This is a genomic window from Sphingorhabdus wooponensis (assembly GCF_003933235.1).
Taxonomy (GTDB): domain Bacteria; phylum Pseudomonadota; class Alphaproteobacteria; order Sphingomonadales; family Sphingomonadaceae; genus Sphingorhabdus_B; species Sphingorhabdus_B wooponensis.
This window is the reverse complement of sequence record NZ_RWJI01000001.1, coordinates 1,322,314-1,348,470: the sequence shown is the minus strand read 5'-3', so window position 1 is coordinate 1,348,470 and position 26,157 is coordinate 1,322,314. Positions and strand designations below refer to the sequence as shown.

The following is a 26,157-nucleotide window of genomic DNA, read 5'->3' as shown; positions in this document are numbered from 1 at the left end:
TATTAGCGTTCCTTTTATAGCCTTGCGAATTATTTCATCTCGAGCACCATTCTAGTATCCAAAATCTATGCAGTTATCTTTTGTGATTGCTTGAGTGAATTTATTTTTGAAATAATGTGAGGTGGAGATATCTTCACAATTATTTATAATTCTAACAAATAAAATTATTGTGGAAAATTTCAGAAAAAAATATATAATAATAAAGTAAAATTATACATTTTTAGTTTAAAATTTTTATTATATATTTTGTAACAACTATGTCAAAATAATCACATTTGCGGCCCAATGAATAAAGACAGAGATGAAAAATGCAGGAAACATCCTTTCACTAGACAACTTTAATCCAGCAAACACGAAGATTGCATGCAAGACGCCTGCAAAGATAAATTTAAAAATCAAGGTAATAGATATGATTAAATATAATTCAAAAATAGTAAAATCTACAAATAAAGACTTAAGATCGATCATCATATCTTTGTAAACAACAATTAAATTTATTGTTGTTTCGGCGAGCCCCATGCCAAACCCAATTTTGAGCAAATTTATTTTTTTTGAGTTTGAGTCAAAAATTTTCCAAAGGATAAAATATTTAAACGCCTCTTCCACCACTGGTGCGCGAACAGCGGAAAATATTGACGCGTCTACAGGCTTCATTAATGGCGACAACATAACGTGAATTACTGCATAAAGCAGAGAAATCCCGGCAACTGCCCCAAAGAGTGGCAGTGCCGAGAGCAACAAATATAGAAATTTTTTAACCACTAAAAACTAGCCACCCGCACCCGGCCGACGACCTTGCTCATGCTCGCCGATTTCAACCAAGTTAACATGTGGCATGACATCCATAACAGCTTTTACTGTTTGCGCTCTCCCAATCCAATCGATTATTCGGATAACCAAAGCCGCCGCACGTGCGCCACCATTTACCTGACCTATCTCGTCAAAGCTCAATTCCTGAATTCCGCCAGCGGGTGCAAAGGCGGCATGTGCATCCATATAAGACATATTCTTACCTCCATTTAATGCCGAGCCAAAAGAGTCGACTAGACAAAGCTATCGACCGCATTAAAGATGTCAATTGTAATTATTTGTAAATAAATATATTTTTCAATATCTTGAATGGGTGGGGATGATATTCGAAACGCCTGTGTTGGGTGTGATGATGCCAGTGACTGTTTCTACGCGGGAATAGCTGGCCAATGACAGAAACAACACGCCTAGTGCGACACTGCCGAAAATCAAAAAGCCGATACTTTGCCATGCAACGGGAACCGCAATCGCCACGTCTCCTGACAAGCGATTGCGGTGCGTTAAATTTGCTTCGGGTCGAAACAAAATTAGCTCGATTCCACACCATGTCTCATTACTGTAACCATAGCAAATGACATTAAAGTCACGACAATTAAGGCCCTTATGATGTCCCAATCGGACAGTAATTTCATATTTACGAAAAAAGTCGCTGCCAAAATAACGAACAAAAGTATGGTTTTAAGAGGTGTGGCTAGAATTCTATTTTCTTCAGGTTTATTCATTATCTTTGGGTCAATGTGCTAGGTTTTGAACCAGATCCACCGATGGTATAAGCTGCAAATCCGATAGCTCCACCGACGATAGCGCCGCCAATAATGCCAGCGGCACCGCCTAAGATGCCAATCCGCGCTCCATAACTAGCAAACCGTAAAGCGGTCATATATCCGCCTGCAACCGTGAATCCACCGATAGCACCGGCAGCAGTAGCAGATCCACGATCACCTGCGCCTACATGCGCAATCTCATCAAAGCTCAATTCCTGAATTCCGCCAGCGGGTGCAAAGGCGGCATGTGTATTCATATACGACATAAGCTCTTGTCCATCCTTACGGGGCCGCGTCATTGCGACCCGAGAGCAGGCTGCTCCGCCGCCGCCAAATTGTCGAGGGTTCAGAGGGCTTTAATTTTCGTATACTAATCGTTGGTATATAAAAAATTGATCTCGCGCGACCAACGGCGTCTCGCACGGGCGTGCATATTTGGTCCGCCGCGCATAGAACGACAGGCGGGATAGGCCCCAGCCTACGCTGGGGCGACGCGGGTTTCCCCAATCTGCATTCGCCGCGCATAAGCCCTAATTCTCTGACTGACAGCGCGCGCTTGGTCTGCTACGCGCCGCTGCATGCTTAATCTGAACGGTATCACCGTGCGCCTTGGCGGACGCACTATCCTTGACCGCGCCACCGCGGCCTTGCCTCCTTACAGCCGTATTGGCCTGATCGGGCGCAATGGTGCGGGTAAGTCGACATTGATGAAGGTGATGATTGGTTCGCTCGAGACGGATGACGGCAGCCTCGACATGCCCAAGGGCACGCGCATTGGCTATATCGCGCAAGAGGCGCCTGCGGGCGATTCCACGCCGTTTGACACGGTGCTGGCGGCGGATACCGAGCGCGCGGCGTTGATGGCGGAAAGCGAGCAAGAGGGCCTTGACCCCGACCGTATGGCCGAAGTGCATGAACGCCTAATCGCGATTGATGCCTATACGGCGCCTGCGCGGGCCTCGCGGATATTGGTGGGCCTTGGCTTTGACGAAGATATGCAGGGGCGGCCGCTCGATAGCTTCTCCGGTGGTTGGAAAATGCGCGTGGCGCTGGCGTCCTTATTGTTTTCGCAGCCGGATTTGCTGTTGCTTGATGAACCGTCAAACCACTTGGATTTGGAAGCGACCTTGTGGCTGGAAAATTTCCTCAAGGGTTACCCTGCGATGATGGTGGTGATCAGCCATGAACGCGATTTGTTGAACAATGTCGTCGACCATATCCTGCATCTCGATAATGGTCAGGTAACGCTCTATTCAGGCGGCTATGACTCGTTCGAGCGGCAACGTGCCGAACGCGCCGCGCAATTGGCGGCGGCCAAGGCCAGCCAAGACGCGCAACGTGCCAAGCTGCAGGATTATGTGGCGCGTAACTCGGCGCGGGCGTCGACCGCAAAGCAGGCGCAGAGCCGAGCCAAGGCGCTGGCGCGGATGCAGCCGATTGCCGCGATGGCCGAAGACCCGACGTTAAGCTTTGACTTTCCAAGCCCCGATGAACTGAAGCCGCCACTGGTGACGCTGGATCTGGCGAGTGTGGGCTATACCGAGGGTAACCCGATATTGCAGCGTTTGAACCTGCGGATTGACCCCGATGACCGGATCGCTCTGCTGGGCCGCAACGGCAATGGTAAGACAACCCTCGCGCGCTTGCTCGCGGCGCAACTGACGCCGATGGAAGGGCAGATGAGTTCCTCGGGCAAGATGCGCGTCGGTTACTTTACGCAATATCAGGTGGAGGAGCTGGACGGCGACGATACCCCGCTGGAGCATATGACGCAGCAGATGAAGGGCGCGAGCCCCGGCGCGGTGCGTGCGCAATTAGGGCGCTTTGGCTTTTCCGGGCAAAAGGCGACGACGAAGGTCGGCAAGCTGTCCGGCGGGGAGCGCGCGCGGCTGGCGCTGGCGCTGATTACCCGCGATGCGCCGCACATGCTGATCCTTGACGAACCGACGAACCATTTGGACGTCGATGCGCGTGAGGCGTTGGTGCAGGCGCTGAATGAATATGACGGCACGGTCGTGCTGGTCAGCCATGACCGCCACATGCTGGAACTGACGGCGGACCGGCTGGTGCTCGTTGATAATGGGACGGCGACCGAATTTTCCGGTACGATTGAGGATTATACTGACTTCATCTTGGGCAAGGGGCCCGCGAAGGAGAAACTCTCCAAGGCCGACCGCAAGGAAGATAAGAAAGCCGCCGCGGCATCGCGGGAGGCGCTGGCGAAACTCAAGCGTGATGTGAGTGATGCTGAGGCAGATCTTGCCAAGTTGGAGGTCGTGTTGAGCGCGATTGACCGCGCGATGTTCGACCCAGCATCCGCAGCGAATGAGTATAAGAACCTAACGATGGGCGAATTGTCACAACGCCGCGGCAAGATTGTCGCGGCGCAAGAGGCGGCGGAAGCCCGCTGGATTGCCGCGAGCGAGGCGTTGGAGAGAGGTTGAGGCCGCGCCCTTTGCGTCCCGCTCCGCCTTAATGCGGTTGTGTGAGGCTGAAGTCCCTCAAGTCTCGCACATTTGGGATTATGCAGACATAGCAAGTGGCTCTTTTGCGGTGTTCATCGCGTGCCCATCGGCCTGCAACGTATAGCCAAATCCGTAAAGAGCATTCAAACTAATGCCCGATGCTGGGTCAAGTTTTAGGTTCTTGCGTAGCCGTGCAACATGCGTATCAATGGTACGCGATTGATAGTCGACGATTTTGCCCCATAATGTTGCCGCGAGATATTGGCGCGACAATAATCGGTTGGGGTTGGTGAAAAACAACATCGCCATATCGAATTCCCGCTTTGGCAAGATTATGGCCTCATCGTTTAAATGCACCGTCGATGTGGATGGACGCAAAAGATATGGTCCAAGTACAATCGATTCCGGTCGCGTTCGTACATTGCCATTATATCGGCGCAAAACAGAGTTGATCCGTAGGGACAATATTTCTGGGTCAACCGGTTTTGAAACGAAATCATCAGCTCCTGCCTCAAGCCCACGGATGATGTCGCGGCGATCGGTTCGTGCGGTGAGCATTATGGATGGCATATCTGGGTGAAATTTCCGGATATATTCTATAACTTCAATGCCGGTTAGGTCAGGAATAGACCAGTCAACGATCACAAGATCGCATTCTTTTTGGCGCACAGCGGTCAGGAATTTCTGCGCTGAACTGTAGATTGCTACGGTGTAGCCTAAGCTACTTAAAAACTCTTCAAGTTCGGCTGCAAATATGGTGTCATCCTCGACAACGGCAATGTTATAGCTGCTCACGATTTCACCCTTGTTGCAACGTATGTCTAGTAAGGTTTGTGACATCGCTTTACATTTGTAACAATAATTATGTCAACTAATGTAAATGAATGATTTTTGTTACGAAATTTCAGTCAGTTTTGGTTTAGAAATTGGGGCGCCGAAGGCCGCTAAGGATAACGAAGAATAGCTTATTCTTTCCTTAACCTGAATTTTTTGTAGGCTTGATAACCGGTGTTGATTTAGGCCTTACCTCAGATGCCTTCTTCTGCGCCTTTGGGTGAACGTGCTCATGATGGCGTATGACGGCGAGGGCGACATTTTGCATCAAGGCATTTGTCGCTTGTGTACCGGCACGCGTTTCCGCAACCATCACCGCCACAGGATAAACGCAGCCATCTGGGGCCTTCATAACGCCAACATCATTGACTGCTGTTGCGATTGAACCCAGCACTTGCCCAGTCCCCGTTTTGTGCGCAAGGCGCCAGCCCGGCGCGAGGCCAGACCGCAAGCGCGACCGCCCTGTGTAGGTGCCAGCCATCAACTTCAGTAATTTGGCACCGGGGTCATTGGCATCCCGTTCGCTAAAACGTTTCAGTACCAACGCGATTGTGCCGGGGGCTGCGCCATCGAGCGGCGATTCTAGATAGGCATCCAGCGCGGCCTGCCTTTTTGCCATAGGAATGCCCGAACGCTTCGCCTTGAATGCATTGCCTTTGCGATATTCTGGTTTCCATTCCAGGCCAGCAATGGCGCTTTGCAGCAAGACTTCGCCGGGACCGAAGCGAATGGATTGTATTTTGCGGCGCTCGAGCATTTGGTTGATTGCTTGCGGACCACCAGCAACACGTAAAAGGACGTTATTCGCAAGATTATCGCTGGCATTGATGGAATGCGCGAGCAGTTCACGTAACGGCATATCGAATGAGTCCCGCCCGTCGAGATAATTTTTCAACGGCTGGCTGAAGACAACAACGTCTTCGCGGCTGACACGAATGCGTTTATCCAGTGATAATTTGCCCGACGCCTCTTGTTCCAAAATTGTCAGTGCGACCCACATTTTGGACACGCTTTGTTGCGGAAAGCGCTCGGTATGGCGTTTGCCGATAATCTCTTCGGAAAAGGGCGTGTAGATGGCGATTCCTGAGCGACCTGGGAATTTCTTCCAATAGCTATCAATATCGGCCGTTAGTTTCTCGTCGGCTCTCGCAAGCGCATCCGGCGCTTGCGTTTTGTCTGAGGTATAAGCCGATGCCGTGCCTGCATATGCAGTGACACCGAGCGCGGCAGTCAGTGTGAGAGTGATGGCGAATATGTTGAAGAATTTACGCATGATCCGACTTTTGTTTGTGTAAGGGCTGACAGCTTTGCGCGTACTCCAACAGATATTTGGGCGCTTTAAATGCAGAACCCAATTCCGGCAAGGGAACGCCATTCACGGACAGCCATTATGCGATTTGACCACTAACAACGCCGCTTCAACCGTTCAGATTTTACGCAACATTGCAATCTGATGCGCGTGTTAAGCGTCGCAGTGGCTTGCCTCCAGTTTTGATATGTTTATTTGCAATTGTTAACATTGTGCGGAGTGTTTGACGCAGGTCGCATGCCGTGCAATCTTTCGGAGGAGGAAGAGGAGGCAATTATGGCGAGCAAAGCGGACATAGGCGGCAACGCGAAGGCTGGTAAAAAGAAGGCGCAAAAGAAAGGCGCGCCATTTTCGGGCGTCGCGGGCGCTTTTGACGCCGCGAATGATGCTACCATGGCGCTTGGCCCTTTGGCCGGATTGGCGCGGGAAGATTTTATTGGCGCAATCGGCCTGATGCTGCGCCAGACCGCGAGCAACCCCGATAAGGCATGGAAAGCAACCACCAGCTTTTCCGAAGATGTGGTGAAAATTATCACCGGAAAATCCGATCTCAAACCCGATCCCAAGGATAAGCGCTTCATGGACCCCGCATGGACGTTTAACCCGTTTTTCAAGGCGGGCGCGCAATATTATCTCGCGGTGCAAAAGGGTGTTAAAAGCTATATTGAGGATTTGGAACTCGACGCGCTCGAACGCGACCGCGCAAATTTCATTTCACAAATCATCATTGATGCAATGTCCCCGACCAACACGTTGATTGGCAACCCGACCGCGCAAAAGCGGCTGGTGGATTCAGGCGGCCTCAGCCTCGTGAAAGGCCTGAAAAACGCATATAATGACTTGGTTCACAATGATATGATGGTGAGCCAGGTCAACAAGAAGCCGTTCAAGCTTGGCGAGAATGTCGCAACGGCAAAGGGCGCGGTGGTGTATCGCGACGAACGCTTTGAGCTTGTCCAATATGCGCCCACGACCGACAAAGTCTACGCAACGCCGCAGTTGACCATTCCGCCGCAGATCAACAAAATGTATATCAACGATCTTTCGCCAGAAAAATCGATCATCAAATGGCAGACTGATCACGGCATTCAGCCATTCATGATTTCTTGGCGCAACCCCACCGAGGATATGGGCGTGTGGGGCATGGCCGAATATATCGAAAGCTGCATCAAGGCGTTGGATGTGGTGTGCGAAATTACCGGCAGCGATAAGGTTAATATTTCGGGCGGCTGTTCGGGCGGGCAGACCATGTCGGTGTTGCTATCGAAACTGGCATCAATGGGTGATACCCGCGCCAATGCCGTTACTATGATGGTTTGCGTGTTGGAACCCAAGCCCGGCGATACTGAGGCGTCGAGCCTAGTGTCGCACAATGGCATCGCACTGGCCCGCCAACGCGCGGCGAAGAAAGGCGTGATTGAAGGCAGTAGTCTTGCGCGCGGCTTTGCTTGGTTGCGGCCTAATGACCTTATCTGGAATTATGTGATTAACAATTATCTGCTTGGCGATGATCCGCCAGCCTTTGATATATTGTTCTGGAATGCCGATGCAACAAACCTGTCGTCGGCCTTGATGGGCGATTTCTTGGAGCTGTTTGAGGCGAATGCCTATGCTGCGCCGGGCACGTTCGACATTGCCGGACACACGCTTGACCTGACTAAGGTGACGGGCGATCTGTTCGTTCTAGGCGGCACGACGGACCATATCACGCCTTGGCGCGCTTGCTATCGTTCCACGCAATTGTTCGGCAGCAAGAATGTCGAATTCATCCTCAGCCAGGCAGGGCATATGCAGGCGATTTTGAACCCACCAGGCAACCCCAAGGCGAAATATTGGAAACATAGCGAAGGCAAAGCACCCGCCGATGTCACCGAATGGATGAAGGGCAGCGAAGAGGTCGCCGGAAGCTGGTGGCCGCACTGGATGGACTGGCTCCACGCGCGGTCAGGCGTTGAAGTCGCCGCTCCGAAGGCGCTCGGCAGCAAAGCCCATCCCGCGATGGAAGCCGCGCCGGGCCTCTATGTTTTGGAGTGAGGGGGGCAGAAATTGGCTTGCGCCCCCTAACCGTTCGGTTAAACCTTACTTCATGTCCCAATTGGGACCAAAGGAACGCATATGACCAAAAACCGCGCGCCCAAATTTAGCATGGAGACCGTTGACGGGCGGACATTGCGGGTGGCGGTTTGGCGGGCTTCGAAGGCAACAACGAAGCTACCGATATTGTTCTTCAACGGCATTGGCGCGAATATTGAGGCGATGGCGCCTATGGCCGAATTGCTCGATGACCGTGACTTCATCACTTTTGACATGCCCGGTATTGGCGGATCACCCGATCCCGTTGTGCCTTATAATGCCCTGTTGATGGCGCGGATTGCGGCATTGTTGCTGGACCGGTTTGAAATGCCCATCGTCGATGTCATGGGCGTGAGCTGGGGCGGGGCAATGGCGCAGCAATTTGCGCTGCAGAACAGTGCGCGCACCAACAAGCTGATCTTGGTTGCGACCAGCGCTGGTATGTTGATGGTTCCGGGTAATCCGGCGGCGCTTGTCAAAATGGCCGATCCACGTCGTTATATCGACCCTGATTTCATGGCGAAGCATTTCAAGACGCTGTACGGCGGCATGGTGGGCAACAAGGCCGAGCATATTGGCCGCATTACGCCGCCGTCGAAAACGGGGTATTTCTATCAGTTAATCGCGATGATGGGATGGACCAGCGCGCCGTTTCTGCCGTTTATGAAAACTGAAACCTTGATTATGATGGGCGATGATGACCAGATTGTCCCGCTCGCCAATGGCAAGTTTTTAAATTTCCTTATTCCGAACAGCGAATTGTTTGTGGTCGAAAATGGCGGGCATTTGTTCCTGTTAAGCCATGTCGAACAAAGCATCTCGGCGATCCGTGCGTTTCTGGACCGCGGTGTGGGGGCAGCGCGTAAGGCGGCTTAAGTTGCGGACTGTTTTGCGCCTTAGCGAGGTTAAATTAACAGGCCGACGGCGTGGATGATAATACCCGCCAGCCCGCCGACCAAAGTCCCGTTAATGCGGATGAATTGTAAGTCGCTGCCGACGGCGTTTTCGACGCGGTCGGTGATGGTGGATGCATCCCAGCGCGCAACGGTATCGGACACCAAACGAACGATATTGTCGCCGTAATTTTCGGTAGCGCCGACAATAGCGCGGCGGGCAAAGCGGTTGATTTGGTGTTTCAGCCCACTGTCGGCTTGCAAATTACCGCCAAGTTTTATGAGCGCATCACCAAAGCTGCCCGCCAAGGCGGCATCGGGGTTCCGCGCTGCCTTTAACAGGCCATCGCGGCCTTGGTCCCACAGGCTGTTGATCCATTTGCCCATTGCGGGGTTTTCCAACAACTGCCCCTTCCAATGCGCAACCTTGGCCTGCAATTCCTTATCATGGCGCAGGTCATGGGCCAGCTTAGCGAGTCCCTCTTCGCCCTTTTCGCGTAAAGGATGGTCGGGGTCTTCGGCCATGTCGTGCAGCAATTTGTTAAGGCCGTTGACGATGGCATTGGCCAATTTGTCATCAAGGCCTGTCCAGCGCATAAGGGTGTTGGCGCGTTCCTCCACCATTTCGCGGATCAGATGTTCATTGGCCTCCAATGTTACGGACGCCCATTTGATGATGCTGTCGAGCACGGGAATATGCCGCCGTTCGCGGATCATCGCGGTTAGCAACTGGCCCAGCAACGGCGCGATGTCGAGCTTGTCGAGTTGTTTGCGGATGGCGCCTTTGGCGATCCCGCCCAATCGTTCATCGTCGAGCGCGGCGATGATATCCCCCATCAAGCGCGATGCACCCAAGCGCATCCGTCCTTCGCCGCCGGATGGAGCGCTCAGGAATTTGCCGACGGCGCCTGCTACGTCCATGCGCTGCACGCGGCGGGCCACGACCGTGGTTGTCAGGAAATTGGTGCGCAAGAAGCTAGCCAAAGTGCGGCCAAGCCGTTCCTTATTATTCGGAATGATCGCGGTGTGCGGAATGGGTATGCCCAAAGGGTGTCGGAAGAGCGCTGTGACAGCAAACCAGTCCGCGAGGCCACCGATCATCCCCGCCTCAGCAAAGGCCCTTAAAAAGCCCCAATAGCCAATATAACGGGTTTCCATATATTTGCCGAAAACGAACAATGCGGCCATGCACAACAACAACCCTGTTGCAATGATCCGCATGCGCCGCAGTTCGGCATCCCGCTCCGCATAGCGGGCTTTTTCCGACAGGCCGAGTTGGTTGATAGCTTTCACGTGGCGGACCTTAAAGCAGTGTCTAAAAAACGCCAACCATCGTCATCCTGAATATGTTTCAGGACGACGATATTTTGTAGGAAACGGCCTAAATTCACTCTGCCGGTTGTATCCCCGCCAAATAGGCTTTGTCCGAGGTGGTGTCCTTCAGCTTCGCGGGTTCGACGATGTTTTCGCCATGCTTATTGGGATCATAGGTCAGCAATCGTGTGCGCAGCCATGGTCCAACACGCTTTTCAAAACCGTCCGCCAGGCTGAAGCCCGCAGGGACGATGAGCAAGGTCAACAAGGTGGATACGATGAGACCACCGATTACGACTGTGCCCATCGGCGAACGCCATTGCCCATCACCGCCCAAGGACAGAGCGGTGGGGACCATCCCAGCGGTCATGGCAACGGTCGTCATGACGATTGGCTGTGCGCGTTTATGTCCGGCCTCCATAATCGCTTGGAATTTGGGCACGCCGCGCGCCATTTCTTCAATCGCGAAGTCGATTAACAAAATGGAGTTTTTCGCCACGATGCCAAAGAGCATCAATATACCGATGAAGACCGGCATGGATATGGGCTGACCCACAAGACCCAGCGCCAGCAAGCCGCCCAAGGGCGCAAGCAACAAGGACCCCATGTTGACCAAAGGCGACATGAAGCGATGGTACAAAAGTACCAAAACGGCAAATACCAACAAGGTTCCGGAAACCAAGGCGACAAGGAAGTCCCCCTGCATTTCTTGTTCCCATTCCTGACTACCGAAGGGCGCGCGGGACACGCCAGTGGGCAGATTTTTCATGATGGGCAGGTTGTTGATTTTCTTGTCTGCCTCGGACGAAACAATGCCCGGCGCAAAATCCGCGCCAATAAAGATACGGAAATTCTGGTTACGACGCTGAATCGAGGTGGGACCAGCGCCGAAGCTGATGTCGGCCACGCGGGACAGCGGAACAGATCCGCCGCTTGCCAACGGGACGGGCAGGTTGCGGATAACATCGAGATTCTGGCGCGATTCCTTGGCCAGCATTACGCGGATCGGGATTTGACGGTCGGAGAGCGAGAATTTTGCGCTATTTTGGTCAATGTCACCCAGCGTTGCGACGCGAATTGTCTGGCTGAGTGCTACGGTCGATACACCAAGCTGAGAAGCAATGTCATTGCGAGGGGTTATGATCAATTCAGGACGTTGCAAATCAGCTGAAATACGCGGCGCACGCAATTCGGGCAGGGTTTTCATCTGTTCCACAAGCGTTGCCGCAGTTCGGTCAAGCATTCTGGGGTCTGATCCTGACAACATGACCGAAACGTCACGTCCCGAACCGCCACCACCACCGCCTGGGCCGTTAGCTTGAAAAGTTACGCGCGCGTCGGCGATCTTGGTCAGCAAAGGCGTCAGATCTTCTTCGAACTGCTGGCTGGTCCGGTCGCGGTCCTCATGCAAGGTGATAAAAATGCTAGCGCCGCCTTCACGAACACTTTGCAAGGCAGTTTTTACTTCGGGTTGCTTTTCGACGATGGCAGCGGCCTCATTGCTGATTTCGCGTGTGCGTTCTAGCGTTGTGCCAGGCACCATTTCAATACGAATTCGGCTGAAATCGGTATCGCCATCGGGGAAGAATTGCTTTGGTAAGACGACCAGTAAGGCAACCGTCAGCGCCAACGCCAGTGCGCCAATGCCCATCATCCAACGGCGATGGCCAAGCGACCAACGCAGGATTTTCATATATCGATTAATCCAACCCGCTTCGCCATGTTCGGCCATGCCGTCGGCTTTTAGGAAATAGGCGGCAATCATGGGCGTGATCATACGAGCTACGGCAAGGCTCATGAGTACCGATGCGACGACCGTAAGCCCGAAATTTTTGAAAAATTGTCCGGCAACGCCAGGCATCAGACCAACGGGCAAGAATACCGCTACAATCGAGAATGTGGTAGCAACCACCGCAAGGCCGATTTCATCGGCGGCATCAATCGATGCCTGATAGGCCGATTTGCCCATGCGCATATGTCGGACGATGTTTTCGATTTCCACAATAGCGTCATCGACGAGCACCCCAGCCACAAGACCAAGAGCGAGCAGTGACATAGTGTTGAGCGTGAAGCCCAAAAGGTCGAGGAACCAGAAGGTCGGAATGGCGGACAAGGGAATGGCAATCGCCGAAATAATCGTTGCGCGCCAATCACGCAGGAACAGGAATACGACGACAATCGCGAGTAAGGCGCCTTCGATCATCGCCGCCATGGAGCTTTTATACTGACCCTTGGTGTAATCGACACTGTTGAACAAAGTGATGAATTTGACGCCGGGATTTTCTTTTTCGATTTCGGCGATTTTGACCATGGCGTCGTCGAATACCGTCACATCGGATGCGCCCTTGGCGCGTGACATGCCAAAGGTGACGACTTGCTTGCCGCCGGCAAAGGCCATGGCGCGTTGTTCACTAAACCCATCGGTGACTTCAGCCACATCAGCCAACTTTATAGAGCGACCGCCGCCCAAGCTGATTTGTGTCTGGCTGAGGGCAAAGGCGTCCGTTGCGTTGCCAAGCACGCGGACCGACTGGCGTGATCCGGCTATCTGCGATTGGCCGCCCGAAGCATTGATATTTTGTTGACGCAGAACGGCGTTAATTTGGCTCGCGCTCACGCCCAGAGATTGCATTTTTGCAGGGTCAAGCACCACGCGGATTTCGCGGTTTACGCCGCCATTGCGGCTAACTGATGCCATGCCTTCGACGGAGAGTAACCGGCGTGCAACACTATCGTCCACAAACCAGCTCAATTGTTCCAGCGTCATATCGCTGGCTTCGACCGCGAAATAGGCGATTGGATCGCTGGATGTCGCGACCTTGAAAATCTGCGGTTCCAATATACCGTCTGGCAAGTCACTGCGGATTTGGTCGACGGCGTTTTTCACCTCGCTGACCGCGGCGTTGATGTCATCGCCAATTTCGAATTCGGCGCTAACCGTTGTGTTGCCTTCGCTTGAGCTGGCATCAATGTTGCGCACACCTTGCACACTGCGGATCGCAGATTCGACCTTTTGCGTTATTTGGGTCGTGATTTCGCTCGGTGCAGCACCGGGTTGTGAAATTGAAACAACAACGACCGGAAATTCAATATCGGGATCATTCTGAACATCCATGTTCCGGAACGACATGATGCCGGCAATGGTGAGCGCGACGAACAAGACGATCGGCACCACCGGATTGCGGATGGACCATGCAGAAATGTTATTTAAATTCATGATGTATATCCCGAATGGCCCAACGACTTACTGTTTCTTCAACAGTTTGGGATTGATCGTTTCGTCCGGATTGAGGAAGCCGCCAGCGTACAGAACAACCCGTTCGCTGCCGTCGAGGCCTTGTTCGATGATTAAGCCATTGGCGGTTACAGGGCCAAGCTTCACAGGGCGTTGCTGCACCTTGTTATTTTTGCCAACGATATACACAAAGCTACCATTGCGGCCGGTTTGGACGGCCGATTCCGGCAGAACAGGTGCCAACATCTCGCCTGATTTGATTTCAACTGACGCAAAGCCACCGGGGCGCAATGCCTTGTCAAATGGCAAAGCGATGCGCGCCATACCCTGACGGCTTTGCGTGTCGATCATAGGTGAAACTTGCCAGATATTGCCTTCAAACACCCGGTCGGTGCCGACAGGGGTTACCGACGCTGGGACGCCGACGGTGATTTGCGCGAGATCATCTTCGCTCAGCTGGGCTTGCAGTTCCAACTGCCCATCCTTGGCGATGCGGAACAATATGCCGCTGCCTGCGGATACCGTCTGTCCGGTTTCGACATTGCGTTCCAAAACATAGCCGGACACAGGCGCACGAACGTCCAGACGCGCATTGCGGGCGCGGGTTTCAGCAAGTTGTGCGTTGGCAACATTCACCCGTGCGCGCGCGGCGTCGCGCGTCGCGGTCTTGCGATCCACATCTGACTTGGAGACAAAGCCGCGATCAACCAACTGCATCGCGCGGTCGAGTTCATTTTGGGCAAGCTGCAGGTCCGCGCGGGCGACACCAATTTGTGCCTCCAATGCGGCGGCCTGTTGTGTTTGTACCGAACGGTCAACGCTTACTAACACTTGACCTTGAGTTACCCAATCACCGGCATCGACATAGACCTGCAACACGCGTCCGCCTTCGCCAACGACACCGACCGGAATTTCGCGACGTGCGGCCAATGTGCCAGTCGCGTTAATCGCACGCACCACATTATCACGACCCGGCGCGACAACGGTCACTGTCTGGGCTTGGCCAGCCTTATCCGCATCGGTAGGCGCACTGCTGCTACTACCGAAGAAATAATAAGCGCCGCCCGCTATCACCAATATGGCCGCGATGATCGCAGCCATGCGGATCCGACGCTGCTTCCGATCTTGATCGTCCTGCAATATCTCACCATCTAGCGTTGCGCTCATCGTCGTCTCGTAATTCATCTTGGAATTCCAAATAATAGCTTCAGGGAGTGCTTACGCCCCTAATTTGTTCATAATGTGGCTGTATTACCCCAATAAGTCACTGTCCGCAAGCCGCACAGCCTAAGAGGGTCAAACGCGTTATAGATGTATAGAATATCGCAATTGCTGGTGCGCAACAATACAGACTGATGCCTCATATGTTTCGACAAACAACGCATTATTGGCGCGATACCTCTTACTCCAAATATATAGGGCTATCCAGAAAACTGGCATTTCCTGCGTGAAGCTTATAGGGAGACAATCCCATGACCGACGATATTTATCATTCTGATTTCCAACTTGGCCCTGATTTGAAGGGTAAGCGAATTGTCGTGGCGATGTCGGGCGGTGTGGATTCCTCGGTCGTCGCGGCGCTCGCGGCGCGCACGGGCGCGGAAACCATTGGCGTCACATTACAACTTTATGATCATGGAAGCGCGGTAAAGCGGGCAGGGGCGTGCTGCGCGGGTCAGGACATTCGCGATGCGCGCGCGGTCGCTGATAAGCTTGGCATCGCGCATTATGTTTTTGACCATGAAAGCCGCTTTCGCGAATCGGTTATCGACCATTTTGCCGATGAATATATGGCGGGCCGGACGCCCATCCCATGTGTGCGCTGCAATATGGGTGTAAAATTCACCGATCTGTTTCGTCTTGCGCGGGAGCTTGGTGCAGATTGCCTGGCTACCGGCCATTATGTCCGCCGCGTTGAAGGACCAGCGGGGGCCGAATTGCACCGCGCGGCTGATCCAGCACGCGATCAAAGCTATTTCCTGTTTGCAACCACGCAAGACCAATTGGAGTATCTCCGTTTTCCTTTGGGCGGCATGCCTAAGCCGCAGGTGCGAGCAATTGCGCAGGAAATGGGCTTAATCGTCGCGATGAAGCCCGATAGTCAGGACATCTGCTTTGTACCTGATGGCGATTATGCCAGCGTTGTCCGCAAAATTCGGCCGGATGCGGAAATTGGCGGGGACATTGTCCATCTCGATGGCCGCGTCCTTGGCCAGCATAAGGGCCTTATCCATTACACCGTTGGGCAACGCAAAGGGCTTGAGGTGGGCGGGCAGCCTGTGCCTCTTTATGTCATCCGCCTGGATGCCGCGACGCAGCGCGTAATTGTCGGGCCACGGGCGGCGCTTGCCGTCCCCGCCGCGCGGATCATCGATGCCAATTGGCTGTGCGATATCGGCAACCGGTCTGTCATGGCAAAGGTGCGATCAATGTCCCGCCCTGTGCCTGCGCGTTTGGATTGCGAATGGCTGCGTTTTGATACGCCCGAATATGGCGTCGCGCCGGGGCAGGCGGCGGTTTTATATGATGGTGACCGCGTGCTTGGCGGTGGCTGGATCGAAGAAACAATTGCGGTGGAGATGGCCTCCGCCGCTTAAAATCAGGCGCTTACTGAAGGGAGAGTTCAGGATGCATTTGAGGGAAGCACAACGCGACATGCGCCGGGCCTATGTCAATGGCGGGGTTGGTATTTTCGTATCTGGTCTAGTGTGGGTGATGGCAGGGGCGGTCACGCTATATGCCGACCTGTTTTCTGGCATGGCCACCTTGTTTTTCGGCGGTATGCTGATTCATCCCTTGTCGGTGTTGCTAGCGCGGCGGGTATTTTATCGGGGCAGGGCGCGTGCGCCTAACCCGTTGGAGATGCTCGCGCTGCAATCGACGGCGTTTCTCATCATTGGCGTTGTCATCGCCTATTTGGTCAGCGCGACCTATGGGGATTGGTTCTTCGCCATTGCCCTTTTGGCTGTGGGGGCACGCTATCTGGTATTTCAGACCGTATATGGCATGCGCCTTTACCTTGTGTTGGGCGTGGTCCTCATGGCTATCGCCGCCGCTGCTTTATCGGGTGGCATGGCGCCGGCATTTGTCGCCTTCGCTGGGGGCGCGACTGAGCTATTATGTTCGGCGTTCATTCTTGTGCCGGCAAAGCGTTAGTTCAAAGCGCCTCTATTTCCGCTGCGTTCAATTGCATACAGCCAAAGGCACCGCGCCGTTCCGCCACAGCTTCGGCCAGAAACGGTACCGATGCGTAGACGCGTTTATTCTCGGGGTCGTCGCTTAAGCGCACAATTTCCATGCCCTTTTCCTTGTCGGTGGCGCACGACGCCATATCACGCCCTTGAATATAACGACACGAGCAGGTGACATGTGCGCCATAAGCGGCGGCGACACGCGCTTGACCTATGATACTGTTCCAGTTCCATAATAGCCAAAGGGCCGCGAATAGGGCGATGACCGCGCCAGAAATTTTCAACCTCTTGAACCGAGGTTCAGATTCTTTTGGTCCTTGGGTCGAAGTTGCGGTTGCCATGGGCCCTCCATTTGGTGCATCGAAGCCTAATATGCCTAGAAACAAAATTCACCGCGCCGCAACCGCTTTTTGTGCCATGGCCGCACTCAGCCTGTCTGGATGCGCCGCTGAACCGCCTGCAAAGCCTGCTGGTCCGGGCTTTAGCATGACGGTCGATGATGCGGTAATTAGCGAAGCAAAGCTTGCCGCGGCGATAGCGCCCTTTTTTGAAGATCCAGCGGTTGGTGAAACCCGCGCTTTGGTGGTGATGCATGGCGGACGTATCGTCGCCGAACGCTACGCGCCGGGATATGGACCGGACACGCGGTTGATCAGTTGGTCTATGGCCAAAAGCGTGACGGGCGTTTTGGTGGGCATGATGGTGGCGGACGGGCGGTTGGCCTTGGACGAACCAGCGATTGTCCCCGAATGGCAAACGCCGCGCGATGGTCGGGCGGCGATAACATTGCGTCATTTGTTGCACATGTCGTCCGGACTGGACCATACCGAAATGGCGCAAGGAAGTGTCGAGATTTTTGATGCTGACACGCCCCGCATGCTGTTTCTCGATGGCCGTGAAGATGTCGCGCGTTATGCCGAAACACGGCCGTTGGAAGCAATTCCTGGCAAGAAATTCGAATATAGCACAGCGACCAGCCATATACTCGCCGACATCATGACGCGGTCATTAACCGACAGCAAAGATCCTGCTGTGCGGCGGGATGCGATGTTGGATTATGCGCGGGGACGTTTGTTTGAGCCACTGGGCATGACAAGCGCTGTGCCTGAATTTGACCGCAGTGGCACGATGCTAGGCGGAAGCTTTATCCACGCGACCGCGCGTGATTGGGCAAAATTCGGCGAATTTCTGCGCAACAATGGTTCAATCCGCGCGGCGCAAATGATGCCGACAAGCTGGATACGTTTTATGAAAACGCCAAGCCAAACCGATGCAAGCTATGGCGGGCATATCTGGTTGAACCGGAAACGTAAGGATGGCCTTGACCAAGTCCTGTTCCCCGGCAAGGCACCATCGGATGTCTTTGCCGCACTCGGCCATTTGGGGCAATTTGTGGTGGTGTCACCGCAGCATCGGCTAACAATTGTGCGGCTTGGCAAAACGCCGGATGATCAGCTTGACCCCGTTAACGACCAATTGGCCAAGCTGATTTCGGCTTTTCCGAAGCAGTAAGGCGAAGCTCGGTTAAAGCTTCGCCACGGGCGCGTCGTCGCCAAGGTCTTCAAACCATGCTTCAACCGGACCGCTGAGCTTTATGAGCAAAGGATTGCCTTTGCGATCCCGCGCCTTGCCAGCCTGAACCTTTATCCAGCCTTCGGAAATGCAATATTCCTCAACGGTGGTGCGGACTTCGCCTTTGAAGCGGATGCCAATGCCACGCGACAGCAGGTCGCTGTCGAAATGCGGGCTCATCGGGTTAATCGACAGGTGATCTGGCGGGGTGTTTGGGCCCGCGGATTTCGTTTCTTCAGTCATGCTGCGCGCTTTGCCGCAAAGCATAGCACTTGGCAATATGGCGCAGGCAGTGCAGGGGAACGAAATGGCAAGTTCAAACAACTATGACGCAATTATCCTAGGTGCTGGCGGTGCGGGCTTGATGTGTGCATTGACCGCCGGACAACGCGGCAAGCGCGTTCTGGTGATTGATCACGCCACCGGGCCGGGAAAGAAAATTCTGATATCTGGTGGCGGGCGGTGTAATTTCACCAATGTGAATGCGACCACCACGCACGCGCAAGAACGTTATTTGTCGGCCAACGCGCATTTCGCAAAATCAGCGCTTGGCCGCTACACGCCGCAGGATTTTATCGATCTGGTGAACGCGCATGGTATCGCGTTTCATGAAAAGACGCTGGGTCAATTATTCTGCGACGGTTCTGCGCGGCAGATTGTCGCCATGCTGATGGCCGAATGTGATAAGTCAGTGGCCTTTGGCGGCCGGGTCGATTTTGTGTTCGATGCGCCTGTGGGGGAAGTGACACATGACGGCAGCGACTATCACGTCACTTACAATGGAGTACGCGCGCAAGGCGCGGCATTTGTGATTGCGACCGGCGGCCCAAGCATTCCGAAAATGGGGGCGACGGCCTTTGCTTATGATCTTGCGCGCCAGTTCGGGTTGAAGATTGTAGAACCACGACCAGCCTTAGTGCCGCTGACGCTGGGCGGAGATGATGTCTTGTTCCGCGAATTATCGGGCGTGTCGTCTGAGGTTGTTGCGAAGCATGGAAAGGCTGCGTTCCGCGAGGCGGCATTGTTTACCCATCGGGGGCTCAGTGGCCCCGCAGTGCTGCAAATCAGCAGCTATTGGCGACCTGGCGACCAAGTGGAAATTGATTTCTTGCCATCCTTGGATGCGACCGAATTATTGCTATCGGAAAAGCGCGCACGACCACGCGCGACATTGCGGTCAACATTGGACCGTGTCTTACCAGCGCGCTTGGCTGAAGCGCTTGCTGCGAAAATTGGGCTACTCGGCAACCTTGCCGACCAAAACGACCGGAATTTGGTGGGTGCGGGTACGCTACTCGGCAACTGGCCATTTGTGCCCAATGGCAGCGAGGGTTATGCCAAGGCAGAGGTGACATTGGGCGGGATTAGCACCGATGGTCTGTCGCAAAAGACGATGGAAGCAAAGAAAATGCCGGGGCTGTATTGCGTAGGCGAGGCGGTGGATGTCACAGGCTGGCTTGGCGGATATAATTTCCAATGGGCGTGGGCCAGCGGCGTCGCGGCAGGCGAAGCCCTTTAGGGCCGTTGCCCAAAGAAAAAGGGCGCCGAAATCGACGCCCTTTTCATTATGCCGCCTGTTTGGCGCGCGATGCTTTTTTCCGCTCATTCGGGTCAAGCAGGCGCTTGCGTAAGCGAATATTCTTTGGCGTGACCTCAACCATTTCATCATCATCGATATAGGCAATGGCTTGCTCAAGCGTCAGGCGCTTAGGCGGGGTGAGGCGGATGGCGTCATCCTTGCCAGTCGAACGGAAGTTCGTCAGCTGCTTTGACTTCATCGGATTGACTTCAAGGTCATCCGGCTTGGCATTTTCGCCGATAATCATACCTTCATACAAGGCTTCACCAGGCGAGACCATCAGGATGCCGCGCTCTTCCAATGGGCCCAGGGCATAAGCAACCGCTTCGCCCGCGCCGTTGGAAATCAACACGCCATTCTTGCGGCCTTCAATGGTGCCACGATGTGGGCCATATTTTTCAAACAGGCGGTTCATAATGCCTGTGCCGCGCGTGTCGGACAGGAATTCGCCATGATAGCCAATCAAACCGCGTGATGGTGCGCTGAAGGTAATGCGTGTTTTGCCGCCACCTGATGGACGCATATCGGTAAGGTCGCCCTTACGCACCGCCATTTTCTCAACGACTGTGCCCGAATATTCATCATCCACATCGATGACGACGGTTTCATAAGGCTCTGTCTTCTGGCCATTTTCATCTTCACGGAACAGCACGCGTGGGCGGCTAATGCCCAGCTCAAAGCCTTCACGGCGCATGGTTTCGATAAGAACGCCCAATTGAAGTTCTCCACGACCAGCAACTTCGAAGCTATCCTTGTCTTCCGCCTCAGTGATACGGACGGCGACGTTGCTTTCAGCTTCGCGCATCAGGCGATCACGGATCATACGGCTGGTAACCTTGGTGCCTTCACGGCCAGCCATCGGGCTGTCATTCACCGAAAAGCGCATGGACAAAGTGGGCGGATCGATAGGCTGCGCCTGAAGCGGTTCAGTCACTGTTGGCTCGGCAATAGTGTCGGCCACAGTTGCAGTGGTCAAACCAGCGATGGAGATGATATCGCCCGCCTTGGCTTCGTCCACAGGAACGCGCTCAAGCCCGCGGAAAGACATGATCTTCGACGCACGGCCGCTTTCGACGATCTTGCCGTCTGGGTTCAATGCGTGGATCTGTTGGTTCACCTTCACCGTACCTGACAATACAAGGCCGGTGAGAATACGGCCAAGAAAGTTGTCACGGTCAAGCAAGGTGACAAGCATTTTGAATTCGCCGTCCACATCTGCCTTAGGCTCTGGAACATGGCTGACAATGGTTTCAAACATCGGCGTCAGCGTGCCTTCACGCGCGCTGGGGTCTGTGGACGCATAGCCGTTGCGGCCCGAGGCATACAGCACGGGGAAATCGAGCTGCTCGTCAGTCGCATCCAACGAAACGAACAAATCGAACACTTCGTCCAGCACTTCCTGAATACGTTCGTCAGGGCGGTCCACCTTATTGACGACGACGATTGGTTTCAGGCCAAGCGCCAAAGCCTTGCCGGTAACGAACTTCGTTTGCGGCATGGCGCCTTCGGACGAATCGACGAGCAAGATTACGCCGTCGACCATCGACAAAATGCGCTCAACTTCACCACCAAAGTCGGCGTGGCCCGGTGTGTCGACGATGTTGATGCGGGTATCATTCCACTCAACCGAGGTGCATTTGGCAAGAATGGTGATGCCGCGTTCTTTTTCTAGATCGTTCGAATCCATCGCGCGTTCTTCGATGCGCTGGTTGTCGCGGAAGGTACCCGACTGCCGAAACAGTTGGTCAACAAGAGTGGTTTTGCCGTGATCGACGTGCGCGATGATGGCGATGTTACGCAATGACATTTGGAAATGGGCCTTTTGGAAGGTCTTCATAGCGGCCACATGCCGCCAGATTCTCGCGCGCCATTAACCCAATATGCGCTGCAGCGCAACATCGCTGGTGTTGCAATACGCGATTGCAGCGGTCAAAGGCCAATGATGTTCGCTCGTATCTTCGCTGATCGCTTTGTCATGCTGTTGCTCGCCACCATATTGCTGGCGAGCGTCTTGCCCGTTCGGGGCGCGGCGGCAGAGGTTGCGTCATTCATTTCATTGGCGGCGATATTCCTATTGTTCTTTCTCAACGGCGTGCGTTTGCCGCGACATGAAGTGGTCAATGGTGTGCGCAACTGGCGGTTGCAGGGGGCGATTTTCTTTTTCGTATTTGGCGTGATGTCGGTGACAGGATTGGCTTTGTCATATGTGTTCGACAATATCTTGCCGCCGACACTTGCTTTGGGATTGCTGTTTACGGGCATTCTGCCTTCCACCGTGCAGTCGGCTTCGGCTTATTGCGCCTTGGCCAAAGGTAATGTGGCAGCATCGGTTGTTGCGGCGGCTTTGGTCAATCTGATCGGCGTACTTTTGTCGCCCTTGCTTTTGGCGGTGTTGGCGCATGTGGGGGAGGCGAATATTTCAGGTGCTGCCGTTGCGCGCATTGCGCTCATCTTGCTTCTGCCCTTCACACTTGGCCAAATTGCTCAGCGTTGGTGCAAACCATGGGTAGACCGGAACAAAGAGTTGGCAACGTGGATGGACCGTATCTCGATTGCGATTGCGGTCTATGTGGCGTTTTCGGGCGCGGTTGTGGCTGGAATATGGAGCATCGTGCGCGGCGATGAGCTTGCGTGGCTCGCGCTGGCGTTATCGGTCATGTTGCTTGTCGGCTTTGGTGGGGCTTGGGCCTTAAGTGGGGCGATGAAGCTACCGCGCGGCGACCGGATTACGATGCTGTTTTCGGGTGGGCAAAAAAGCATCGCCATCGGTGCGCCGCTCGCGGCAACGATATTTCCGCCTGCGATAGCGGGCATGGTCCTGCTGCCAACGCTGATATATCATATGGCGCAGTTGATCCTTTCCGCGCCATTGGCCACCCATTTTGCGAAAGATCGGTAATAGACCTCCCCATCGCAAGTCGATGGGGAGATTAGAGGCTACGCAGTGCTTCCGAAGGCCGTGCCGCTAAGATCGGGAGTGATCCGATAATCCCCAACACAAATGTCAATCCGGCGCCCCCGACGAGCGTCAGGGCCAGCACCGCATAATCCGGCGCAAAGCTAAAGTCGAATATCTCGACCACGACAAAATAAGCGGCCAACATGCCGAGCACCAGCGACACTAAACCAAGCACCACCGCTAAAATGCCATATTCCAACGCCTGCGCGCCCAAGATTTGCCGCCTTGTGCTGCCCAACATTTTCATAATGACACTGTCATAGATGCGCGACTGGCGCGCAGCGGCGATAGCGCCAACGAGGACGGCGATACCAGCTAAGATGGCGATGGATGCCGCAGCGGCGATAGCTTGCGCCATTTGCGTGAGTAAAACGGTGATTTGCGCGGTGACTTCGCCGACCTCAATCAGTGACGCGGACGGGAATGTCGGTGGAAACGATTTTGCCAATATGCGCTCGGCTGGCTTGGACACCGTTAAGGTCGCCACCATATTATGCGGCGCTGCTTCTAGGCTTCCCGGCGAAAATACCATCACATAATTGAGGCCAAAATTGTCCCATTTGACGGTGCGCAAGGATGCGATTTTGGCGGGAACTTCGACGCCCAGCAGGCTGATGGTTAAGCTATCGCCTACACCCACGCCTAAGCTTTCCGCGGCATCTGCCTCAAGGCTAACCAAGGCAGGGCCATTATAGTCCTGCGGCCACCAATTTCCCGCAACTATCTCGCTGCCATTGGGTAGGGCACTGCTATAGGTCAGTCCTCGATCGCCGTTCAGGATCCACGCGCCCTCTGGCAGTTCTTCCAATTGTTCCACACGCTGGCCGCCAAATTCAACAATAGTGCCGCGTAAGGCGGGGATCATGTTGATAGCCGCTTTGGGGTCAGCCTTTTTGACCATCTGCCGGAACTGCGCTTCGCCGTCGCGCGGAATATCCAAAGCGAAAAAGCTGGGCGCGCGGTCAGGTACGCTGTTTTTGATTTCATTGTTGATGCTGGTTTGAATGGCCGCGAGGGTCACGAACAAGGTCAGGCCGAGCCCAAGCGCCACAACCAATGCCTGCGTCTGCGCACCGGGCCGGTGCAGGTTGGCGAGTGCGAGCCGTGGCAGCGGTGCCTTTGGCCGTGGCAGGCGTAACGCGATAAAGCGCAGCAACCAAGCGATGCCAGTCAGCAACAACAGCAGGCCAAAAGCCGCGCCGATAAAGGCGAGCGAGAATAAAGGCTCTCGCGCCGTCACCACCGCAAGTGCAATGATGGCAAGGATAGCCGAGATAACCCACACCGTGCTGCGCCGGTCGATGCGGGCGTTGCCTTCGACAATCGCGCGGAACAGGCCCGCAGCAGGCACCGTGCGCGCACGGGCCAAAGGTGGCAAGGCAAAGGCAATGGCGATTAACAGGCCATAAATCGCGCTGATGAATAAGGGCAGGGGATGCAGGTTGAAACCCGGCGCGACGGGCAAAATGTCGCCAGCGACCCCGCCAATGACCATGGGCATAACACTGCCCACCATAAGGCCAGCGATGATTGCGCCTGCGGCAACGGTCAGGATTTGTAGCATATATATGCGGAATATCGTCCCGCTGTCCGCGCCCGTAACTTTCAATGTTGCGATGCTGGCGCGCTTGCTGGCGAGGTAACTGCTCACGCCATTACCGACGCCAATACCCGCAATAACCAAGGCGGCAAGGCCGACCAAAGTCAGGAACTGGCCCATACGTTCAATGAAGCGCCGCGTGCCGGGCGCGCCGTTGGAACGGTCCGTAATGTCCCAACCGGCCGACGGGAACTGCGCCTCCAGTGCTTTGGCGACGGCTGCGGCATCTTCGTCCGCAGCCAGCTTGATGCGGTATTTTGCCTCATACATGCTGCCCGGTTGTATCAGCGCGGTATCCGGCAAAGAGGTCATGTTGATGATAGCCACCGGACCAAGTGTGAAGCCTTCGCCTAAGCGGTCAGGCTCTTCGCCGATAATGCCCGCGACCTTGAACGTCGCGTCACCAAAGCGGATCGTTCCGCCAGTTTCGATATCAAGCCGTTCGGCTAAGGTCGGCCCGATGTAAATTTCGTCCTTGGCCGGTGCCTTGGCTATGCCGCCATCGCGCAGGGTTAATGCACCATAATGCGGATAGACACGGTCTACGGCCTTTAATTCGGCGAGCACGCTGTCGCTGCCTGTTTGCGTGCCTATCGCCATTGCCCGCAAACGGATGGTTTCGGAGACTGCGCCTGCTTTGCGCATGGCGGCCATTTCGGCTGGCGTTGCTTCGCGTTGTGCGATGCCGATTTCGACATCGCCGCCAAGGATCGTCTGACCACGCTTTGACAGTTCGTCGGCTATGCCTGCGGTCAGACTGCCAATTGCCGCAAGCGTTGCAACACCGAGAAACAGGCAAATCGCCAGTAAACGGAGCCCACGGATACGCGCGGACAAATCACGGCGCGATATGCGCCAAATGGCAGCGAGCGGAAGGTTCAACCCGCGTTCTCCACCACATGGCCATCCTGCATCGCAATCACCCGGTCACATTTGCGCGCAAGTTCGGGGTCGTGGGTTATGATCAACAAAGTTGCGCCCAATGCAGCGCGGCGGGCGAACAAGAGGTCGACAATAGACGCGCCGGTGGACCCATCCAAATTACCCGTTGGTTCGTCGGCAAAGATGATTTTTGGTCCTGCGGCCATGGCGCGAGCAATGGCGACACGTTGTTGTTCGCCGCCGGATAATTGCGATGGATAATGCGTGAGCCGATGACCAAGGCCAACAGCTTCAAGCTCGCTTTGCGCGCGGCCAAAGGGATTTTCCAGACCCGCCAGTTCCAAAGGAATCGCCACATTTTCGAGTGCGGTCATGGTTGGCAGCAAGTGAAACGCCTGCAGCACAATGCCAATGCGCCCACGTCGTGCCCGCGCGAGCGCGTCTTCATCCAGTTTTGTGAAATCCAGACCATCGACGAGGACAGTGCCGCCACTGGCTTGTTCCAAGCCCGCCAACACCGCCATTAAAGAAGATTTTCCTGATCCTGACGGCCCAAGCAACGCCACGCTGCTGTCATAGGGTACATCAAGGTCTACGCCGCGTAAAATCGACACGGATGCGTCGTTGCTACCAAGGCTAAGGGTGACATTTGCAGCGCGGATTGCCATATCCGCTTT

General features: G+C 54.5%; 22 protein-coding genes. 8 read left to right on the top strand and 14 right to left on the bottom strand.

What is annotated here, in order from left to right:
* Positions 1 to 255: 255 nt before the first annotated feature.
* The 4 genes from D7D48_RS06670 to D7D48_RS06655 all read right to left on the bottom strand — a co-directional run bounded on the left by D7D48_RS06670 (position 256) and on the right by D7D48_RS06655 (position 1,840).
* Positions 256 to 762 carry a hypothetical protein gene (locus D7D48_RS06670; RefSeq protein ID WP_125230530.1) on the bottom strand — a complete coding sequence of 169 codons (507 nt, stop codon included), beginning with the start codon at positions 760 to 762 and terminating at the stop codon, positions 256 to 258.
* A 6-nt stretch (positions 763 to 768) separates the two neighbouring features.
* Positions 769 to 1,005 (bottom strand): hypothetical protein, encoded by a 237-nt coding sequence (locus tag D7D48_RS06665; RefSeq protein WP_125230529.1) that lies wholly within the window; start codon positions 1,003 to 1,005, stop codon positions 769 to 771.
* Between the two features lie 102 nt (positions 1,006 to 1,107).
* On the bottom strand, positions 1,108 to 1,284 hold the full coding sequence (locus D7D48_RS06660; protein WP_185739798.1) for a hypothetical protein: 177 nt from the start codon (positions 1,282 to 1,284) through the stop codon (positions 1,108 to 1,110).
* Positions 1,285 to 1,531: 247 nt separating this feature from the next.
* On the bottom strand, positions 1,532 to 1,840 hold the full coding sequence (locus tag D7D48_RS06655) for a hypothetical protein (protein ID WP_125230528.1): 309 nt from the start codon (positions 1,838 to 1,840) through the stop codon (positions 1,532 to 1,534).
* Positions 1,841 to 2,152: 312 nt separating this feature from the next.
* Between D7D48_RS06655 and D7D48_RS06650 the strand changes: the two genes are divergently transcribed.
* Positions 2,153 to 4,018 (top strand): ABC-F family ATP-binding cassette domain-containing protein, encoded by a 1,866-nt coding sequence (locus D7D48_RS06650; protein ID WP_125230527.1) that lies wholly within the window; start codon positions 2,153 to 2,155, stop codon positions 4,016 to 4,018.
* 78 nt (positions 4,019 to 4,096) lie between these two features.
* On the opposite strand, the gene D7D48_RS06645 is transcribed toward D7D48_RS06650, so the two are convergent.
* Together D7D48_RS06645 and D7D48_RS06640 are read right to left on the bottom strand one after the other, a co-directional pair.
* Positions 4,097 to 4,834 (bottom strand): response regulator transcription factor, encoded by a 738-nt coding sequence (locus D7D48_RS06645; RefSeq protein ID WP_185739797.1) that lies wholly within the window; start codon positions 4,832 to 4,834, stop codon positions 4,097 to 4,099.
* 181 nt (positions 4,835 to 5,015) lie between these two features.
* The gene (locus D7D48_RS06640) at positions 5,016 to 6,146 is read right to left on the bottom strand and encodes a serine hydrolase (protein ID WP_185739796.1); all 1,131 of its coding nucleotides are present in this window, start codon (positions 6,144 to 6,146) and stop codon (positions 5,016 to 5,018) included.
* A 312-nt stretch (positions 6,147 to 6,458) separates the two neighbouring features.
* On the opposite strand from D7D48_RS06640, the gene D7D48_RS06635 reads away from it, so the two are divergent.
* Entirely contained in the window at positions 6,459 to 8,216 is a 1,758-nt protein-coding gene (locus D7D48_RS06635; protein ID WP_125230524.1) for an alpha/beta fold hydrolase, read from the top strand.
* 81 nt (positions 8,217 to 8,297) lie between these two features.
* Positions 8,298 to 9,131 carry an alpha/beta fold hydrolase gene (locus D7D48_RS06630; protein WP_245964359.1) on the top strand — a complete coding sequence of 278 codons (834 nt, stop codon included), beginning with the start codon at positions 8,298 to 8,300 and terminating at the stop codon, positions 9,129 to 9,131.
* A 29-nt stretch (positions 9,132 to 9,160) separates the two neighbouring features.
* Here D7D48_RS06630 and D7D48_RS06625 read toward each other — a convergent pair whose 3' ends face one another.
* The 3 genes from D7D48_RS06625 to D7D48_RS06615 form a co-directional block, all read right to left on the bottom strand.
* The gene (locus tag D7D48_RS06625; protein WP_125230919.1) at positions 9,161 to 10,369 is read right to left on the bottom strand and encodes a DUF445 domain-containing protein; all 1,209 of its coding nucleotides are present in this window, start codon (positions 10,367 to 10,369) and stop codon (positions 9,161 to 9,163) included.
* A 166-nt stretch (positions 10,370 to 10,535) separates the two neighbouring features.
* Positions 10,536 to 13,679: an efflux RND transporter permease subunit gene (locus D7D48_RS06620; protein ID WP_125230523.1), complete on the bottom strand. Its 3,144-nt coding sequence runs from the start codon at positions 13,677 to 13,679 to the stop codon at positions 10,536 to 10,538.
* A 27-nt stretch (positions 13,680 to 13,706) separates the two neighbouring features.
* Positions 13,707 to 14,882, bottom strand: coding sequence for an efflux RND transporter periplasmic adaptor subunit (locus tag D7D48_RS06615; RefSeq protein ID WP_125230522.1), 1,176 nt, complete (start codon positions 14,880 to 14,882; stop codon positions 13,707 to 13,709).
* A gap of 287 nt (positions 14,883 to 15,169) precedes the next feature.
* Between D7D48_RS06615 and mnmA the strand changes: the two genes are divergently transcribed.
* On the top strand, positions 15,170 to 16,294 hold the full coding sequence (mnmA, locus tag D7D48_RS06610) for a tRNA 2-thiouridine(34) synthase MnmA (protein WP_125230521.1): 1,125 nt from the start codon (positions 15,170 to 15,172) through the stop codon (positions 16,292 to 16,294).
* A gap of 31 nt (positions 16,295 to 16,325) precedes the next feature.
* Positions 16,326 to 16,853 carry a DUF7010 family protein gene (locus tag D7D48_RS06605; RefSeq protein WP_125230520.1) on the top strand — a complete coding sequence of 176 codons (528 nt, stop codon included), beginning with the start codon at positions 16,326 to 16,328 and terminating at the stop codon, positions 16,851 to 16,853.
* A gap of 1 nt (position 16,854) precedes the next feature.
* Here D7D48_RS06605 and D7D48_RS06600 read toward each other — a convergent pair whose 3' ends face one another.
* Positions 16,855 to 17,229, bottom strand: a complete 375-nt coding sequence (locus D7D48_RS06600; protein WP_245964358.1) for a hypothetical protein — start codon at positions 17,227 to 17,229, stop codon at positions 16,855 to 16,857.
* Positions 17,230 to 17,260: 31 nt separating this feature from the next.
* Between D7D48_RS06600 and D7D48_RS06595 the strand changes: the two genes are divergently transcribed.
* On the top strand, positions 17,261 to 18,400 hold the full coding sequence (locus tag D7D48_RS06595; RefSeq protein ID WP_125230519.1) for a serine hydrolase domain-containing protein: 1,140 nt from the start codon (positions 17,261 to 17,263) through the stop codon (positions 18,398 to 18,400).
* A gap of 12 nt (positions 18,401 to 18,412) precedes the next feature.
* Here the strand turns inward: D7D48_RS06595 and D7D48_RS06590 are convergent, their stop codons facing one another.
* Positions 18,413 to 18,703: a DUF3297 family protein gene (locus tag D7D48_RS06590; RefSeq protein ID WP_125230518.1), complete on the bottom strand. Its 291-nt coding sequence runs from the start codon at positions 18,701 to 18,703 to the stop codon at positions 18,413 to 18,415.
* 64 nt (positions 18,704 to 18,767) lie between these two features.
* Here D7D48_RS06590 and D7D48_RS06585 point away from each other — a divergent pair, with 64 nt between their 5' ends.
* Positions 18,768 to 19,979, top strand: a complete 1,212-nt coding sequence (locus D7D48_RS06585) for a BaiN/RdsA family NAD(P)/FAD-dependent oxidoreductase (protein WP_125230517.1) — start codon at positions 18,768 to 18,770, stop codon at positions 19,977 to 19,979.
* A gap of 46 nt (positions 19,980 to 20,025) precedes the next feature.
* On the opposite strand, the gene typA is transcribed toward D7D48_RS06585, so the two are convergent.
* A complete protein-coding gene (gene typA, locus D7D48_RS06580; RefSeq protein ID WP_125230917.1) occupies positions 20,026 to 21,846 on the bottom strand; it encodes a translational GTPase TypA in 1,821 nt (606 codons plus the stop codon).
* A 132-nt stretch (positions 21,847 to 21,978) separates the two neighbouring features.
* Here typA and D7D48_RS06575 point away from each other — a divergent pair, with 132 nt between their 5' ends.
* Positions 21,979 to 22,938, top strand: coding sequence for a bile acid:sodium symporter family protein (locus D7D48_RS06575; protein ID WP_245964357.1), 960 nt, complete (start codon positions 21,979 to 21,981; stop codon positions 22,936 to 22,938).
* 31 nt (positions 22,939 to 22,969) lie between these two features.
* Here D7D48_RS06575 and D7D48_RS06570 read toward each other — a convergent pair whose 3' ends face one another.
* Together D7D48_RS06570 and D7D48_RS06565 are read right to left on the bottom strand one after the other, a co-directional pair.
* Positions 22,970 to 25,480: an ABC transporter permease gene (locus tag D7D48_RS06570; protein ID WP_125230516.1), complete on the bottom strand. Its 2,511-nt coding sequence runs from the start codon at positions 25,478 to 25,480 to the stop codon at positions 22,970 to 22,972.
* A complete protein-coding gene (locus tag D7D48_RS06565) occupies positions 25,477 to 26,148 on the bottom strand; it encodes an ABC transporter ATP-binding protein (RefSeq protein ID WP_185739795.1) in 672 nt (223 codons plus the stop codon). The genes D7D48_RS06570 and D7D48_RS06565 overlap by 4 nt, the downstream gene beginning before the upstream one ends.
* Positions 26,149 to 26,157 lie beyond the last annotated feature (9 nt).